The sequence below is a fragment of the Novosphingobium sp. FG137 genome (genome assembly GCF_057809735.1).
The window spans coordinates 285,771-301,017 of record NZ_JBMDKN010000005.1; the positions used below are offsets into that span (position 1 = coordinate 285,771).

General features: G+C 65.3%; 14 protein-coding genes. 5 read left to right on the forward strand and 9 right to left on the reverse strand.

The genetic code is table 11. From position 1 onward, the window contains the following. Positions 1-21: 21 nt before the first annotated feature. Positions 22-585: an alkyl hydroperoxide reductase subunit C gene (ahpC, locus tag ACODS2_RS15990; RefSeq protein ID WP_298166977.1), complete on the reverse strand. Its 564-nt coding sequence runs from the start codon at positions 583-585 to the stop codon at positions 22-24. Between the two features lie 291 nt (positions 586-876). On the opposite strand from ahpC, the gene ACODS2_RS15995 reads away from it, so the two are divergent. Together ACODS2_RS15995 and ACODS2_RS16000 are read left to right on the forward strand one after the other, a co-directional pair. Further along, positions 877-1,713, forward strand: a complete 837-nt coding sequence (locus ACODS2_RS15995; RefSeq protein WP_488999723.1) for an AIM24 family protein — start codon at positions 877-879, stop codon at positions 1,711-1,713. Between the two features lie 4 nt (positions 1,714-1,717). Next, positions 1,718-2,113 carry a GFA family protein gene (locus tag ACODS2_RS16000; protein WP_488999724.1) on the forward strand — a complete coding sequence of 132 codons (396 nt, stop codon included), beginning with the start codon at positions 1,718-1,720 and terminating at the stop codon, positions 2,111-2,113. 50 nt (positions 2,114-2,163) lie between these two features. On the opposite strand, the gene ACODS2_RS16005 is transcribed toward ACODS2_RS16000, so the two are convergent. The 6 genes from ACODS2_RS16005 to ACODS2_RS16030 form a co-directional block, all read right to left on the reverse strand. Then, complete coding sequence (locus tag ACODS2_RS16005; protein WP_488999725.1) at positions 2,164-4,656, reverse strand: TonB-dependent receptor; 2,493 nt, start codon at positions 4,654-4,656, stop codon at positions 2,164-2,166. Between the two features lie 82 nt (positions 4,657-4,738). Next, the gene (locus ACODS2_RS16010; protein ID WP_298166984.1) at positions 4,739-4,924 is read right to left on the reverse strand and encodes a YezD family protein; all 186 of its coding nucleotides are present in this window, start codon (positions 4,922-4,924) and stop codon (positions 4,739-4,741) included. Continuing rightward, positions 4,921-5,925, reverse strand: a complete 1,005-nt coding sequence (locus ACODS2_RS16015; RefSeq protein ID WP_488999726.1) for a sulfate/molybdate ABC transporter ATP-binding protein — start codon at positions 5,923-5,925, stop codon at positions 4,921-4,923. The genes ACODS2_RS16010 and ACODS2_RS16015 overlap by 4 nt, the downstream gene beginning before the upstream one ends. After that, positions 5,922-6,758, reverse strand: a complete 837-nt coding sequence (gene cysW, locus ACODS2_RS16020; RefSeq protein WP_488999727.1) for a sulfate ABC transporter permease subunit CysW — start codon at positions 6,756-6,758, stop codon at positions 5,922-5,924. Before cysW ends, ACODS2_RS16015 begins: the two co-directional genes overlap by 4 nt. Further along, complete coding sequence (cysT, locus tag ACODS2_RS16025; protein ID WP_488999728.1) at positions 6,755-7,597, reverse strand: sulfate ABC transporter permease subunit CysT; 843 nt, start codon at positions 7,595-7,597, stop codon at positions 6,755-6,757. The genes cysW and cysT overlap by 4 nt, the downstream gene beginning before the upstream one ends. 12 nt (positions 7,598-7,609) lie before the next feature. Next, entirely contained in the window at positions 7,610-8,665 is a 1,056-nt protein-coding gene (locus ACODS2_RS16030; protein ID WP_488999729.1) for a sulfate ABC transporter substrate-binding protein, read from the reverse strand. Positions 8,666-9,121: 456 nt separating this feature from the next. On the opposite strand from ACODS2_RS16030, the gene ACODS2_RS16035 reads away from it, so the two are divergent. Together ACODS2_RS16035 and ACODS2_RS16040 are read left to right on the forward strand one after the other, a co-directional pair. Beyond that, entirely contained in the window at positions 9,122-11,335 is a 2,214-nt protein-coding gene (locus tag ACODS2_RS16035) for an RNA degradosome polyphosphate kinase (protein ID WP_488999730.1), read from the forward strand. Between the two features lie 4 nt (positions 11,336-11,339). Then, positions 11,340-12,815, forward strand: a complete 1,476-nt coding sequence (locus ACODS2_RS16040; protein WP_488999731.1) for a Ppx/GppA phosphatase family protein — start codon at positions 11,340-11,342, stop codon at positions 12,813-12,815. Between the two features lie 60 nt (positions 12,816-12,875). Here the strand turns inward: ACODS2_RS16040 and ACODS2_RS16045 are convergent, their stop codons facing one another. Both ACODS2_RS16045 and maiA read right to left on the reverse strand, forming a co-directional pair. Next, on the reverse strand, positions 12,876-14,114 hold the full coding sequence (locus ACODS2_RS16045; RefSeq protein ID WP_488999732.1) for a dipeptidase: 1,239 nt from the start codon (positions 14,112-14,114) through the stop codon (positions 12,876-12,878). A gap of 35 nt (positions 14,115-14,149) precedes the next feature. Then, positions 14,150-14,788, reverse strand: coding sequence for a maleylacetoacetate isomerase (maiA, locus tag ACODS2_RS16050; protein ID WP_488999733.1), 639 nt, complete (start codon positions 14,786-14,788; stop codon positions 14,150-14,152). A 124-nt stretch (positions 14,789-14,912) separates the two neighbouring features. Between maiA and ACODS2_RS16055 the strand changes: the two genes are divergently transcribed. After that, on the forward strand, positions 14,913-15,227 hold the full coding sequence (locus ACODS2_RS16055) for a PilZ domain-containing protein (protein WP_298173513.1): 315 nt from the start codon (positions 14,913-14,915) through the stop codon (positions 15,225-15,227). Positions 15,228-15,247 lie beyond the last annotated feature (20 nt).

Genomic DNA, 15,247 nt, shown 5'->3' on the forward strand with positions numbered 1-15,247 from the left:
GCTCTCGCGAAGGGTCATCAGTTAGATCTTGCCGACGAGATCAATCGACGGAGCGAGGGTCTCGCCGCCTTCTTCCCACTTGGCCGGGCAGACCTGGCCGGGGTGCTCGCGCCAGTACTTGGCAGCCTTGATCTTGCGCACGAGCTCAGCCGCGTTGCGGCCCACGCCCTCAGGCGTGATCTCGATCAGCTGGATCACGCCGTCCGGATCGACAACGAAGGTGCCGCGGTCAGCCAGGCCGACGCCGGGGCGCAGGTTGTCGAACGCGTTGGTCAGCGCGTGGTTCTGGTCACCCACGAGGTAGTAGGTGATCTTGCCGATGGCCGGCGAGCTGTCCGCCCAGGCCTTGTGGCTGAAGTGCGTGTCGGTCGAGACGCCGAACACTTCGACGCCCATGCCCTGCAGCTCGGCATAGTTGTCCTGCAGGTCTTCCAGCTCGGTCGGGCAGACGAAGGTGAAATCGGCAGGGTAGAAGAAGAACACCGCCCACTTGCCGGCGATGTCTGCCTCGGTGATGTCGACGAACTTGCCTTCCTTGTAGGCCGTGTTGGCGAAGGGCTTGATCGGGGTGTTGATCAGGGACATCAGCTTTCCTCTTTCTGGCGGGCCGGGATGGTCCGCGTGAATGGCAGGGGCGCATTTAGCGCGAGTCGGTACGCGGCGCTAATGATCAATCCTGAGCAGATTGATTGACTGGATCGATCAATGAGGCGCGCGCTGCTCCCTGCCCAAGATGGTTACCGGTGCCGTCGCCATCAATAGGCATTGGGGGCCGCTCGATGAGCCGAGCGTGCGTAAGAATAAAGCCTGCTGCACCCGCGCGCTGATCGGCTAAGGTGCGATATCTTGCAGTAACCGGATGAGGGAACCACCACGATGGCATCGAACAATCCCTGGCACCACATGCGTAGCGCCGGTGTGGCCGACGATATCGATTTCGAGATCAAGGGGCAGGAACTGCAATTCGTCGAGATCGAACTCGACCCCGGCGAAAGTGCCGTGGCCGAAGCGGGTGCCTTCGTGTGGAAAGACAGCTCGATCGAGATGACCACCGTATTCGGAGATGGCAGCGCGGATCAGGGCGGCGGCTTCATGGGCAAGCTGCTGGGCGCAGGCAAGCGCCTGATCACCGGGGAAAGCCTGTTCACCACAGTGTTCACCCACACTGGCCATGGCAAGGCGCGCGTCGCGTTTGCGTCCCCCACTCCCGGTGCGATCCTGCCGCTGAAGCTTTCGGATCTGGGCGGCACGCTGATTTGCCAGAAGGACAGCTTCCTCTGCGCCGCGCGCGGGGTGAGCATCGGCGTTGCCTTCCAGCGCCGGATCATGACAGGCCTGTTCGGCGGTGAAGGCTTCATCATGCAGAAGCTGGACGGTGATGGCTGGGTCTTTGTGCAGATGGGCGGCACGCTCACCGAGCGGACGCTGGCACCGGGCGAGGAACTCCACGTCGATACCGGCTGCCTTGCGGCCTATACGCCGGGCGTCACCTTCGACCTGATCGGTGCGGGCGGGGTGAAAAGCGTGCTGTTCGGCGGCGAGGGCCTGTTCTTCGCGCGGCTGACCGGGCCGGGCAAGGTCTGGATCCAGTCCCTGCCCTTCGCCCGCCTTGCTGGACGGATGCTGGCAGCGGCCATGCCCGGCGGAGGTCAGAACCGCGGCGAAGGCTCCGCGCTCGGCGTGCTGGGGGATTTTATACAGGGGAACAATTGAGCCGATGCGCAGCACACAGGGCACTTGCCATTGCCGAGCCGCACGCTGGTCGCTGACCGGCGATGTCGGTTCGATCACGGCGTGCAACTGCACCGTCTGCCGCCGGTATGGCGCACTATGGGCCTATGACTACGAAGGTGGGCGCATCAGCACCGAGGGCGAGACCCGCGTATATGTGCGGGGCAAGGCGATCGAATTTCATTTCTGCGCAAGCTGCGGGTGCGTTGTCTGGTGGCGCGGCCTGCAGCAAGACGACGAAGGGCGGCACCGTCTGGCCGTGAATGTCCGCATGGCCGAGCCGGGCGATGTTGCCGATCAGGCGATCGATCATTTCGATGGGCTCGACAGTTTCGAGGACCTGCCACCTTCCGGCAAGCAAGTCCGCGACCTGTGGGCATGAACGGGTAAATCGCGAAGGACCGGCGCTCGCACCGGCCCTTCCCGCTTGACTCAGAACGTGACCTTCACCGTGCCGCCGAAGGTGCGCGGATCACCGATATTGCCCACAATCAGGCCGGTACTGCCCGGCGCGACCGCAAGCTGATCGTAGTAGTTCACGTCGAACGCGTTGCGGACCCAGCCAAACACGTCGATCCCCTGCTCGGTGCGGAAACCGAGGCGGAAGTTGGAAAGCGCATAGCCATCGACATTGGTATAGGCTGAAGGGCTGGCGTTGGACGACCACGACGAGCGGTAGCTGCCATCAAAGCCCAGATAGACCTGGCCTTCCTTGCCCAGCAGCGTGACCGGCACATTGCCTTCAGCGCCATAGGAAAACGCCCACTTCGAGACGCCCGGAAGGCGCGAGCCCGAAATGTCGCACTGCGCGGGGCTGACGCCTGGCGTGCCCGCAGGCGCGGTCGGGCCGGTCGGCACGCCGTTCGCATCGAGCGGCTGGGCAGTGCCGCCGGAAAGCTCGGGCGAGCACGGCGCATTGGTGAACTTCACGAACTTGGCATCCGTGTAGGCACCGTTACCGTAGATGTTGAAGCGCTCGCTGGGGCGGAAAGAAGCGTCGAACTCGAAGCCCTGCGACCGGGCCTTGTCGGCATTGGCGAGATAGCCCCGGATCAGGCCGACCGCGAAGTTCGAGACCTGAGCCTGATAGTTGCTCACATCGGTGCGGAAGGCGGAGAGGTTGAAAGTCACCTTGCGATCAAGGAACTGGGTCTTGATGCCCACTTCGTAGTGATTCACCGATTCCGGCTTGATCGTGGCCAGATCGAGCAGCGGCACGCCAGTCACGGCATCGGCCGGCACGCCATTGAGGTTGATGCCGCCCGTCTTGAAGCTCTTCGCGTAGGTTGCGTAGAGGTGGACATCACGCGTGATATCCCAGGCAGCGGTCACGTCGCCCGAGAAGTTCCAGTCGCTGAAGTCGGCAAGGAACGACTGCGGGGCCAGCACCGCCAGCTGCGCTCGTTCGCGCGCGGTGTTGAGGCTCCTGCCCGCCGCGTCGGACTTGAACAGGAGCGTGTTGCCCGCACCATCCGTCACGACCGAGTTATAGCTGCCTTCTTTCTTGTCGTAGTTGAGCCGGAAGCCTGGCTGGATCGAGACCGTATCGGTCAGCTTGTAGATGAACTTGCCGAAGATCGCGGCACTGGTGTTCTTGAAGCTGATGTCGTTGTTCGCAGTCAGTCCGTCGAGCACGGTCGGATCACGCGACAGGGCATTGCTGGGGGCAATCAGCCACCGGCTGGCAGCGGCGCCCTGCTGCTGGATGCCGCGCGTGCGGATCTTCTGGTAGAACCCGAAGGCACCCAGCGTATAGCCCAGCTTGCCGGTTTCGCCGGACAGCCGCAGCTCCTGCGAATACTGGTCCTGATGCGAAGGATTGTTCGATTTCGAGGTGATCGGGAGCCCCAGGAAATCGCGGTCGTTCGACGGATCCCAATCCCAGTAGCGCCAGGCGGTGACCGAGGTGATCGTGCCGATGCCGGTATCGATCTTCGCACGCAGCGAAACCCCGCCGATGTCGTTCCTAGCACGCAGTGGGCTGTCGACGTCGGTCACGCGGTCGAATGCGTTGGTACTCGGTACGGCGTAGTTGAACGCGGCGGCGAGCGCATCATACTGGCGGTTGAGCGGACGCTGGGTGGCGCCGGTGCGCACATAGACCTGCGTGCAGCAAATGGGGTTCTGGTGGCTGTAGTCACCCGCCAGCGTGATCTCGACGCCATTCGACGGCTTCCACAACAGCTGGCCGCGCAGGCCGAGGTTGTCCTGCGAATTGACCTTGAGGTTCGAGGTCACGTTGAAGATCGTGCCGCGGCGATCGGTGAGCGAGCCGGCGATGCGCAGCGCGACTGTGTCGGACAGCGGCGCGGAGAGGGCGGCCTTGGCCTGGAAGAAACCGAGATTGCCAGCGCTCAGCTCGATGCGGCCTTCGGGTTCGAATGAGGGCTGGCGGCTGGTGATGTTGATCGCGCCCGCCGTGGTGTTCTTGCCATAAAGCGTGCCCTGCGGCCCGCGCAGCACTTCTATCTGCTTCACATCAAGGAAATCGAACGTGCTGCTGGCGACGCGGGCCATGTAGACGTCGTCGACATAGATGCCCACGCCCTGCTCGATGCCATCATTGGTGAGGCCGAGCGGCGCGCCGAGGCCGCGGATATTGACCGAGGTGTTGCGCGGGTTGGACGAGGTGAACTGCAGCGTCGGGGTGAGCTGCTGGAGACGGCCGACATTGAACGCGCCGGTTGCGTCGATGTGATCGCCGCCGACGACCGAGATCGCGAGCGGCACATCCTGCGCGGTTTCGGCGCGGCGGCGCGCGGTGACCACGATGGTATCGTTGTCGGACTGGCCGGTGCCAACCGAAGTGGCCTGGTCAGCTGGCGCGGCAGTATCGGTTTCGGGAGCAGGAGCAACAGCAAGTGCCGGAGAGGCGGCAAGCGGCAGAATTGCCGCCCCCGCGAGGAGAAGAACACGCAAAGTCATCGTCGATCCTTTGTCTGGGTCTCACGATGCCTCCGGTGGTCCGGTGGGCGGTGTGATGGGTCTTGGTGGTTGGTTGATCAGGTCAGCTGGGCTTGAGACGCTTCTTTTCGGTCACGTCGATCTGGACGACGCGGCCTTCGTGCACGGTCAGGGCGACCGTGCCGAAACGCAGGCCGGTGAGCGCCTCGCGTACGCTGGCGAGGCTTTCCTCGAGGTGGCGCTGGGCATCGCCATTGCTGGTGCCGGGCGCCTGGTTGGGTGTGGTCATCGGGCTTCTCCTTGGATCTGGTCTCCATCAGCGGTGAACATGCGCGCGCGGTGGGGGTTGAAGCGGATCGTTTCGCCGAGCCGGGGTGCATCGCCGCTGCTCGGCAGATCGAGCTCGACGAACAGGCCGCTTCCGGCGAGCAGCCCTTCGGCCCGCCACACCGCGCCCTTGCGAAACACGTTGTCGACGAGGAGCGCCTCGGCGCCGTCTGTCGCGAGCGTGATTTCGTGCGGGCGGAAGTGAATTTCCCCGCCCCCAGAGAGACCTTGGGCGGGCAAGCGGTTGGTTTCGCCCACGAAGTGCGAAACGAAGGGCGTCTCGGGGTTCATGTAGACCGCGTCGGGCGCGCCGATCTGTTCGATGCGGCCCTTGTTCATGACAACGACGCGGTCGGCGAGTTCAAGCGCCTCCTCTTGATCGTGCGTCACGAAGATCGAGGTGAGCCCCACCTGCTTGTGCAGATCGCGCAGCCAGCGGCGCAGGTCCTTGCGCACCTTGGCATCGAGCGCGCCGAAGGGTTCGTCAAGCAGCAGCAGGCGCGGTTCGATCGCGAGCGCGCGGGCAAGCGCGACGCGCTGGCGCTGGCCGCCGGAAAGCTGGCCGGGATAACGGCTGCCGAGGCCTTCAAGCTGAACGAGGCGCAGCAGTTCCTCGGCGCGCGCCTGCCGGGCGGCCTTGGCCATGCGGTGCTTGCCGCGCCGCACGCTGAGCCCGAAGGCGACGTTGTCGGCCACCGTCATGTGGCGAAACAGCGCGTAGTGCTGGAACACGAAGCCGACATGCCGGTCCGCAACCGGCATGCGCGAGACATCCTCACCGCCGAGCTGGACCGTACCGCCGTCCTGAAACTCGAGCCCCGCGATGATGCGCAGAAGCGTCGTCTTGCCCGAGCCCGAGGGTCCGAGCAGCGCGATGAACTCGCCCGGCGCGACATCGAGATCGATGCCGTGGAGCGCCGGATATTCGCCGAAGCGCTTGGTTATGCCGCGAAGGTGGATCAATGCCGTGCTCCTGCATGGAGGCCGAAGCGCCATTCGAGCACCGTCTTGGCGACGAGCGTCACCAGGGCGAGCAGCGCGAGAAGGGAGGCGACCGCGAAGGCGCCGACGAAATCGTACTCGTTGTAGAGAATCTCGACATGGAGCGGCATCGTGTTGGTCTCGCCCCGGATATGCCCCGAAACGACCGAGACCGCGCCAAACTCGCCCATGGCCCGCGCGTTGCAGAGCAGCACGCCGTAGAGCAGGCCCCAGCGGATGTTGGGCAAGGTGACATGCCAGAACGTCTGCCAGCCCGAAGCGCCCAAGGAGATCGCGGCTTCCTCATCGTCCTTGCCCTGTTCGAGCATCAGCGGGATGAGCTCGCGCGCGACGAACGGGAACGTGATGAACACCGTCGCCAGAACGATGCCGGGGACCGCGAAGATGATCTTGAGGTCGTGCTCGGCGAGCCATGCGCCGAACAGGCCGTTGGCGCCGAACAGCAGCACGAAGATCAGGCCCGAAACGACCGGCGAGACCGAGAACGGCAGGTCGATCAGTGTGATCAGCAGAGCCTTGCCGGGGAACTGGAACTTGGTGATCGCCCAGCTCGCAGCCACGCCGAACACCATGTTGAGCGGGACCGCGATGGCCGCGATGATAAAGGTCAGCCGGATCGCGGCAAGCGCGTCGGGCGTATGCAGCGCATCGAGGAACGGTCCAACGCCCTGCTCCAGCGCCTCGCTGAAAACCGCAAGCAGCGGCAGCAGCAGGAAGAAGCCGAGGAAGACGAGCGCTACGGTGATGAGCGCAGCGCGCGCCAGCGGGCTTTCGGTGGTGGGTGCCGTGCTCATGCGCCCATCCTCCGCCGGCTGGCGGCCTGAATCAGGTTGATCAGCAGCAGCACCGCGAACGAGGCGAGCATCATCACCACGGCAATCGCGGTGGCGCCGGCATAGGCATATTGCTCAAGCTGGGTAACGATCAGCAGCGGCGCGATCTCGGTGCGGCCAGGCATATTGCCCGAAATGAAGATCACCGAGCCATACTCCCCCACCCCGCGCGCGAAGGCGAGCGCGAAGCCGGTGAGCAGCGCGGGGCCGATGGCGGGGAAGATCACGTGGCGGAAGGTCTGCCAGCGCGTGGCGCCCAGCGTTGCGGCGGCTTCTTCGACCTCGCGGCCAAGATCGGCGAGCACAGGCTCGACCGAGCGGACGACGAACGGCAGACCAATGAAAACAAGCGCGATCGAAATGCCGACCCAGGTGAAGGCAACCTTGATGCCGAGCGGCTCCAGATACTGGCCGATCCAGCCTTCAGGCGTATAGAGCGCGGTAAGCGCGATGCCGGCGACGGCGGTCGGCAGCGCGAAGGGCAGATCGACCAGTGCGCTCACCACCTGCTTGCCGGGAAAGCTGTAGCGCACGAGCACCCAGGCAACGACGAGGCCGAACACCGCGTTGACCAGCCCCGCCATCGCCGCCGTGCCGAAGCTCAGCTGATAGGCGGCCATCGCGCGGGGGCTGAAGCCGACGGCGACGAACTCCGCCCAGCCCATGCCGGCGGCCTTGAGGAAGATCGTGGCGAGCGGGATCAGCACGATCAACGTCAGCCACGCGAGCGTGAAGCCGAAGCTGAGGCCGAAGCCGGGCAGCACGGACGGCTGCCTCCAGCGCTGGATCGATGCGGGCATGGAGCGGCGCGCCTACTTCTTGGCGTAGATGCGGTCGAACACGCCGCCATCGTCGAAGAACGTCTTCTGCGCCTTGGCCCAGCCGCCGAAGTCCTTGTCGATGGTGACCATCTGGATTTCGGGGAACTGCGCCTTGAACTGCTGCGCGATGGCCGGATCGCGCGGGCGATAGAAGTTGTGCGCAATCGCGGTCTGCGCCTCGGGCGTGTAGAGATAGCGCAGATAGGCTTCGGCGACTTCGCTCGTGCCGTGCTTCTTGGCATTGGTGCTGATCACCGCAACCGGCGGTTCGGCGAGGATCGAGAGCGAGGGCGTGACGATCTCGAACTTGCCCTTGCCGAGCTTCTTCTCAGCGAGGAAGGCCTCGTTTTCCCATGAGATCAGAACATCGCCGATGCCGCGTTCGACGAAGGTCGTGGTCGAGCCGCGCGCGCCGCTATCGAGCACGGGCACGTGCTGGAAGAGCTGCTTCACATAGGCTTCGGCGGCTGCGTCCGTGCCGCCCGCCTTGCGGCCATAGGCCCAGGCCGCGAGGAAGTTCCAGCGCGCGCCGCCGCCCGTCTTGGGATTGGCGGTGATCACTTCGACACCGGGCTTCACCAGGTCGCCCCAGTCCTTGATGCCCTTGGGATTGCCCTTGCGCACGAGGAACACGATCGTCGAAGTATAGGGCGCGCTGTTGTCAGGCAGCGCCTTCTGCCAATCGGCCGGGAGCAGCTTGCCCTTCTCCGAAATGGCGTCGATATCGTAGGCGAGCGCGAGCGTGGCAACATCCGCCTCCAGCCCGTCGATGATCGCGCGGCTCTGCTTGCCCGAGCCGCCATGGCTCATCCGGAAGGTAACGTCCTTGCCGGTCTTCTGCTTCCAGAACGCGGCAAAGGCCGGGTTGATCGCCTGATAGAGCTCGCGCGTTGGATCGTAGGAGACGTTGGTCAACTCGATTGCGCCGTTCTTGCTGCCCCCGCCCGAGCAGCCGGCCAGCATGAGGCCGAGGCCCAACGCGCCCGCAAAGACCGCGCGGCGGCGAAGGGGGCGGCCAAAGGGAAAGGTTGTGTCGCGAATGGTCATGCTTCGTACTCCCGTTGGCGTCAGCCCCGGGGTGGCCCCCAGCGCGTCGGGTCGTCACTAAACTCAATAAATAAGATAGACATTAGAGTTCTGCTTGGGGGCGACAAAGAGAAGCTTTTGGCTGCGCCGACAGACCTGTTGGCGCGTCCTTACCCTTCGATTCGCCCCCGAATTCCAGCATCAGGTTATCTCAACTCATAAAGTAGAGAATAGGCACGCGCCCAAGCGAGGCAAAATGTCGATGAAATGAGTAGACATTCATTCCTACAACGCACCCACGCCCGCGCGGTTCCTCCGCGGGGCAATGCAAAGGTCCGGCAAAACACCCGCGCGCCCCTTGCCTGTCCCGCCCTGCCTCGTGCTATGCCCTGCGCATGTCATCGCACTGTCGCAATCGGCAACCATGCCGCGCCGCGATCCGCCGCACTGCGGCGGACATCGGGGGGAGCATGGACCATGGATGATCCGCAGACAGCGGTACCCGGCATCGCAGCAGCGACCAGCCCGGTCGTTGCCAGCCCGGTCGTTGAGGGTGCAGCAAATGCCTCTGCCCCGCCGGCCTATCGCTACTTCAACCGCGAGCTGAGCTGGCTGGCGTTCAACCGCCGCGTGCTCGCCGAAGCGCAGAATCCCAATTATCCAGTGCTGGAGCGGCTGCGCTTCCTCTCGATCTCGGGCAGCAATCTCGACGAATTCATGATGGTCCGCGTCGCCGGCCTCGCCGCGCAAGTGCGGCAGGGAATCGACGAGCTTTCGATCGACGGCCTCACCCCGACCCAACAGCTGCACGCAGCCTATCGCGGGGTCGAGGAACTGGTGCGCGCGCAGCAGGCGATCCTGGCTGATCTGACCGGCCAGCTGGACGCGGCGGGCATCCGCATCGTCGGGAACCGCAAGCTCGACAAGGGACAGTCCGACTGGCTGGCGCACTACTTCGAGGAACATGTTTTCCCGGCCTTGACGCCGCAGGCGATCGATCCGGCGCACCCCTTCCCCTTCATCAACAATCAGGGCACCGGCATCCTCTTCACGCTTTCGCGGCTGGCGGATGGCGAAGCGGTGACCGAGATGATCCTCGTGCCCCCCGCGCTGCCGCGCTTCGTGCGCATGCCGGGCGAACCGGCCTGCTGGATCAGCATCGAGGAGCTGATCCTGCGCGGCGCGGGCAAGCTCTTCCCCGGTTTCCGCATACAGGGCCACGGCACCTTCCGCGTGCTGCGCGACAGCGATATCGAGGTCGAGGAAGACGCCGAGGATCTCGTCCGCTATTTCCGCACCGCGATCCAGCGGAGGCGGCGCGGCAAGGTGATCCTGCTGCAGGTGCAGGAAAACTTCGATCCCGAAGCCGAAGCCCTGCTGCGCGACAAGCTGCGGCTCGATCATGCCATGGTGATCAAGGCGGGTGGGCTGCTGGCGATGAACGGGCTTTCGGTGATCGTCGATACCGACCGGCCCGAATTGAAGTTCGAGCCCTACATCCCCCGCTATCCCGAGCGCGTGCGCGAGCATGACGGCGATTGCTTTGCCGCGATCCGCACCAAGGATCTGGTGATCCATCACCCGTTCGAAAGCTTCGACGTGGTGGTCGATTTCCTGCGGCAGGCGGCCTCCGACCCTGATGTCGTGGCGATCAAGCAGACGCTCTACCGCGCCGGCAAGCAATCGGCGGTGATCGCGGCGCTGATAGCCGCGGCGGAAGCTGGCAAGTCGGTAACGGCGGTCGTCGAACTCAAGGCGCGCTTTGACGAGGAGCAGAACCTCCACTGGGCGAGCCAGCTCGAACGCGCGGGCGTGCAGGTGATCTACGGCTTCGTCGATTGGAAGACCCACGCCAAGGTCTCGATGGTCGTGCGCCGCGAGGGTGATGGCTACCGCACCTACTGCCACTTCGGCACGGGCAACTATCACCCGGTGACGGCGCGCATCTACACCGACCTCAGCTTCTTCACCGCAGACCCCAAGTTCGGGCGCGATGCCGGGCTGCTGTTCAACTTCATCACCGGCTATATCGAGCCCAAGGCGACCGAAATGCTGGCGATTGCGCCCATCGGGGTGCGCCGCAAGCTTTATGAATGCATCGACCGCGAGATCGCGCTGGCCGAGGCTGGCAAGCCCGCATCCATCTGGGCCAAGCTCAATGCGCTGACCGACAGCCAGCTGATCAACCGGCTCTATGCGGCGAGCGCCGCCGGGGTGGAGATCAACCTGATCGTGCGCGGCATCTGCTGCCTGCGGCCCGGCGTGCCGGGGCTTTCGGAGAAGATCAGGGTCAAGTCGGTGATCGGCCGTTTCCTTGAGCACAGCCGCATCTGGGCCTTCGGCAACGGCGCGCCGCTGCCGAACCGGCGGGCGCGGGTGTTCATTTCCTCGGCCGACGGGATGACCCGCAATCTCGACCGCCGGGTCGAAGTGCTGGTGCCGATCAGGAACCCCACGGTGCACGATCAGGTGCTCGATCAGGTCATGCTCGCCAATCTGCTTGATACCGAGCAAAGCTGGATCCTCGATGCGGACGGCACCTACCACCGTGCCGATCCGGGACCGACGCCGTTCAACGTGCATCGCTATTTCATGACCAACCCCTCGCTCTCCGGGCGCGGCGCGGCGCTGAGCAAGGGCCGCAAGGTGCCCAAGCTGGCGCTGCGGCGCGGCGGAATGCCGCCCCAGTAACACCATGACCCGCTTCACCCGCACCTCTGCCTATGTGCCCACCCGGGCGATCATCGACATCGGTTCCAACACCGTACGTCTCGTCATCTATGGCGGACCGGCGCGCGCGCCCGATGTGCTGCACAACGAGAAAGTGACCGCGCGGCTGGGCAAGGGTGTGGCCGAAAACGGCAAGCTGGGCCAACGCGCGATGGGCGCGGCGCTGGCAAGTCTGGCGCGCTATCGCACGCTGCTCGATCTGAAGGGCATCACCGAGGTCGATGTGGTGGCGACGGCGGCGGCACGCGATGCGGTGAATGGCGGCCAGTTCCTCGACCAGATCCGCGCGCTCGGCCTTTCACCCCGGCTGCTGAGCGGCGAGGAGGAAGCGATCACCAGCGCGCACGGCGTGATGGGGGCGTTTCCGGGCGCGCAGGGCGTGGTGGGCGATCTCGGTGGGGGCAGCCTCGAACTTGTCGATGTCGATGCAGACGGCTGCCGGCACGGCACGTCGCTGCCGCTGGGCACGCTGCGCCTGCCCGGGCTGCGCGCCGGAGGCGAGCGCGCATTCGGGCAAACCATCGCCAGAATGCTCAAGCGCGCGGACTGGCGGGCGGCGCCGGGTTCGACGCTCTATCTCGTCGGCGGATCGCTGCGCGCCTTTGCGCGCCATGCCATGACCATGTCCGGCTGGCCAATCGACGATCCACATGGCTTCGAGATTGCCGCACCGCAGGCACAGGCGCTCGCCAAGGCGCTTGGGAAGCGCAAGCCGGAAACGCTGCTGCCGGTGCCCGGGCTTTCAAGCGCGCGCCTTGCCGCGCTGCCGGATACGGCCGCGCTGCTCTTCGTGCTGATCCGCGCGCTGCAGCCGGGGCGGCTGGTGTTTTCATCCTGGGGCCTGCGCGAAGGTGTGCTGTGGGACCGCATGGCACCGGCTGTGCGGATGCAGGATCCGCTGGTCGCGGGTGCGGCCGCCTTTGCGACCGACTACGGCATCTCCGCGGGTACTGGCGCGATGGTGACCGGCTGGACCGCAGCGGCAAGGCTGCCTGATGCAGCGTCCGGCACGGAGCACCTGCGCCTCACCGCTACGATGCTGTGCCTCGCCACCGCCATGGTCGAGCCGAACCTGCGCGGCGACCTTGCGCGCGAATGGGCGCTGCGCAAGCGCTGGATCGGGGCGTCGCCTGCGGACCGGGCGATGCTGGCAGCCGCGATGATCGCCAATACCGGGCGCTCGGACCTGCCGGCAGATCTTGGCCTGCTGGCATCCCCCGAGCAGCTGCGCGAGGCGCAGGCCTGGGGCCTCGCAACGCGGCTGTGCCGGCGTTTCAGCGGCAATACCGCGCAAGGGATCAGCGGCAGCGCGCTGCGCGTGGAAGGCAGCGCGCTGGTACTCGCCGTGCAGCCCCAAATTGCGGTGCTGGTGAACGAAGGCGTGGAGCGTGATCTCAAGACGCTCGCCGCGCATCTCGGGCTGAAGGCGCAGGTGCGCTAGCGCACCAGGTTCGCCAGCACCCTTCGGCAAGCCCAGGGTGAGCGGGGTTTGGTCGTCAACTCACGTTCCGGCAGCCTGCTCCTTCGCCGCCTCAACCTCAGCGGCTGCAAGAACGCGCAAGACATTGCCCGACCAGATCTTGGCGATATCGGCCTCGCTGTACCCGGCGGCGAGCAGCGCTTTGGTGATCTTCGGCAGATCGGCGATATCCTCCAGCTCCGTCACGCCGCCGCCGCCGTCCCAATCGAGGCCGATGCCGACATGATCGACACCCGCGACCTGCAAAGCGTGGAGGAGATTGGCCATCACGTCCTCGAAGGTGGCGCGCAGCTCCGGGTACTTCGCGTCGATCGCATGGCGCTCGGCGAGCATGGACTGGCGCTCGGCGGCGGTGAGCTTGCGGTCTTCGGGGTACTTTTCCTCGAGCGCCTTCATCGCGGCCTCGCGCTCCGCGCTTTGCTTGAGGCCCTTCACATAGACCGAGTTGATCTGGATGACCCCGCCGGCCGCAGCGAGCGCCTTGAGATGCGCGTCATCGATGTTGCGCGGGTGATCGAACACCGCCTTGCAGCCCGAATGCGTAAGCACCAGCGGCGTCTTCGATAGGCGCAGCGCATCATCGAGCGTGCGGTCGGAGCTGTGTGAGAGATCGGGGACGACACCGAGGCGGTTCATTTCGGCAAGCAGCTGGACGCCGAGCGGGCTCAGGCCATCCCATTTGGGCTTGTCCGTCGAGCTATCAGCGAACTGGTTGGTGCGGAAATGCGCAAAGCCTGCAATGCGCACGCCCATGGCGTAGAAGCTGCGCAAAAGCGTGGGATCATCGCCGAGCGGCCAGGCATTCTCGATCGAGAGGTAGACCACGCGCTTGCCGCTCGCCTTGATCGCGGCGGCATCGGCGGCCTTGCTGGCAAGCGCGAAGCTTTCGGGGTGTGCGGCGACCATCTCGCGGATGGCAACGCCGCGCATCAGCGCAAAATCGCGCGCCTTGCGAGTGGATTCCGCGTCGAGCGGCCCTTGCGGGGTGTAGATCGCCCAGAACCCGCCATCGAGCCCGCCCTGCTTCATGCGCGGCAGATCGACCTGCGTGTAATCCTGCGCCACCGTGTGCGCATCGATGATCGACCAGCCGGGCAGCGCGAGGGAGGCGGGCGTATCGAGGTGGGTGTCAAGCGTCAGCAGCCGCTGCTGGAGCGCGCCGGCAGGGTCCGCAGCCTTTTTCGGCGCGCTGTTGGCGGGGCCGGCGGCGATGAGTGCCAATGCGGCGGAAGCGGCGAGCAGGAGCGTTCGGGTTTGCATGCCCGCAACCTTCGCGCTGCCGCCGCGAATGTCAATCAGGCGGGATCGGCATCACCCTGCGCATCGGGCCGCGCGGTGGCAAAGGCGGGATGCGCAAGCGCGGCGGCTTCGATCGCTTCCAGCCGGGGATAGTCGGTCCGCGCGCCGAAGCGGCGGGCATTGGCCATCTGCGGGATCAGGACGACATCGGCCAGCGTGATCGCCGCGCCGAAGCAGAACGGGCCGCTGCGGTCCTCGATCAGGCGCGAGCAGGCCGCAAGTCCGCTTTCCATCACTTCGCGCGCCCAACCATCGACCGCCGCAGACTCAAGCCCGCGCGCGCGCAGCATGCGCAGCACGCGCAAGTTCTGCACCGGGTGGATATCGCAGGCTATGGCCATCGCGAACGCACGGACGCGGGCGCGGTCCAGCGGGTCTGACGGCAGGACCGGCGGCTCGGGATAGCGTTCCTCGAGGTATTCGATGATCGCAAGGCTCTGCGTGAGCACCGCGCCATCCACTTCGAGCGCCGGCACCAGACCCTGCGGATTGCGCGCGACATAATCGGGCGCGGTCTGTTCGTTGATGCGCAGATCGTGCGGGGCAGCTTCCCATGCAAGCCCCTTGAGCGCGAGCACGGTGCGCACGCGCCATGCGGCAGAAGAGCGCCAGTAGGTGTGGAGGACAAGTTCCATGCCCGCGGCAAATAGCGCGGAATTCCGCCGCTTGTCATCATTTCCATCGGGTTAAAGGAAAAGTAGTCATTGTGGACATATATCAAGGGCGTCCGTCATTCCGGACAGACCACCGGGAGCACGCATGGCCGCCGAACTGCCCGAACAACGTCCACAGCAGGAGCGCCAGTCAGAGCGCCGCCCGCTGATGGTGCGCGTGCAGTATCGGCGCTCGATCGTGCGGCTCGCAGCGCAGATCCTTGATCTTTCGTGCCACGGCCTGCGCCTTGCCGGCATGGAGCGGCTGCGTGTGGGCGAAAGCGTGTGGATCACCCTCCCCGGCCTGCCACCGCGCCAGGCCAAGGTTGTCTGGGTCGACCGCTTCGAGGCAGGCTGCGCCTTCATCGAGCCGCTGCACGAGGCTGTGTTTGACGCGATTGTCGCCGGGCACATGCACTGATTTATAATCCGAACCTGCGG

Bases quoted from the DNA above. Each gene is read 5' to 3' on its own strand.
- ahpC (WP_298166977.1), bottom strand. From the start codon at position 585: ATGTCCCTGATCAACACCCCGATCAAGCCCTTCGCCAACACGGCCTAC.
- ACODS2_RS15995 (WP_488999723.1), top strand. From the start codon at position 877: ATGGCATCGAACAATCCCTGGCACCACATGCGTAGCGCCGGTGTGGCC.
- ACODS2_RS16000 (WP_488999724.1), top strand. From the start codon at position 1,718: ATGCGCAGCACACAGGGCACTTGCCATTGCCGAGCCGCACGCTGGTCG.
- ACODS2_RS16005 (WP_488999725.1), bottom strand. From the start codon at position 4,656: ATGACTTTGCGTGTTCTTCTCCTCGCGGGGGCGGCAATTCTGCCGCTT.
- ACODS2_RS16010 (WP_298166984.1), bottom strand. From the start codon at position 4,924: ATGACCACACCCAACCAGGCGCCCGGCACCAGCAATGGCGATGCCCAG.
- cysW (WP_488999727.1), bottom strand. From the start codon at position 6,758: ATGAGCACGGCACCCACCACCGAAAGCCCGCTGGCGCGCGCTGCGCTC.
- cysT (WP_488999728.1), bottom strand. From the start codon at position 7,597: ATGCCCGCATCGATCCAGCGCTGGAGGCAGCCGTCCGTGCTGCCCGGC.
- ACODS2_RS16030 (WP_488999729.1), bottom strand. From the start codon at position 8,665: ATGACCATTCGCGACACAACCTTTCCCTTTGGCCGCCCCCTTCGCCGC.
- ACODS2_RS16035 (WP_488999730.1), top strand. From the start codon at position 9,122: ATGGATGATCCGCAGACAGCGGTACCCGGCATCGCAGCAGCGACCAGC.
- ACODS2_RS16040 (WP_488999731.1), top strand. From the start codon at position 11,340: ATGACCCGCTTCACCCGCACCTCTGCCTATGTGCCCACCCGGGCGATC.
- ACODS2_RS16045 (WP_488999732.1), bottom strand. From the start codon at position 14,114: ATGCAAACCCGAACGCTCCTGCTCGCCGCTTCCGCCGCATTGGCACTC.
- maiA (WP_488999733.1), bottom strand. From the start codon at position 14,788: ATGGAACTTGTCCTCCACACCTACTGGCGCTCTTCTGCCGCATGGCGC.
- ACODS2_RS16055 (WP_298173513.1), top strand. From the start codon at position 14,913: ATGGCCGCCGAACTGCCCGAACAACGTCCACAGCAGGAGCGCCAGTCA.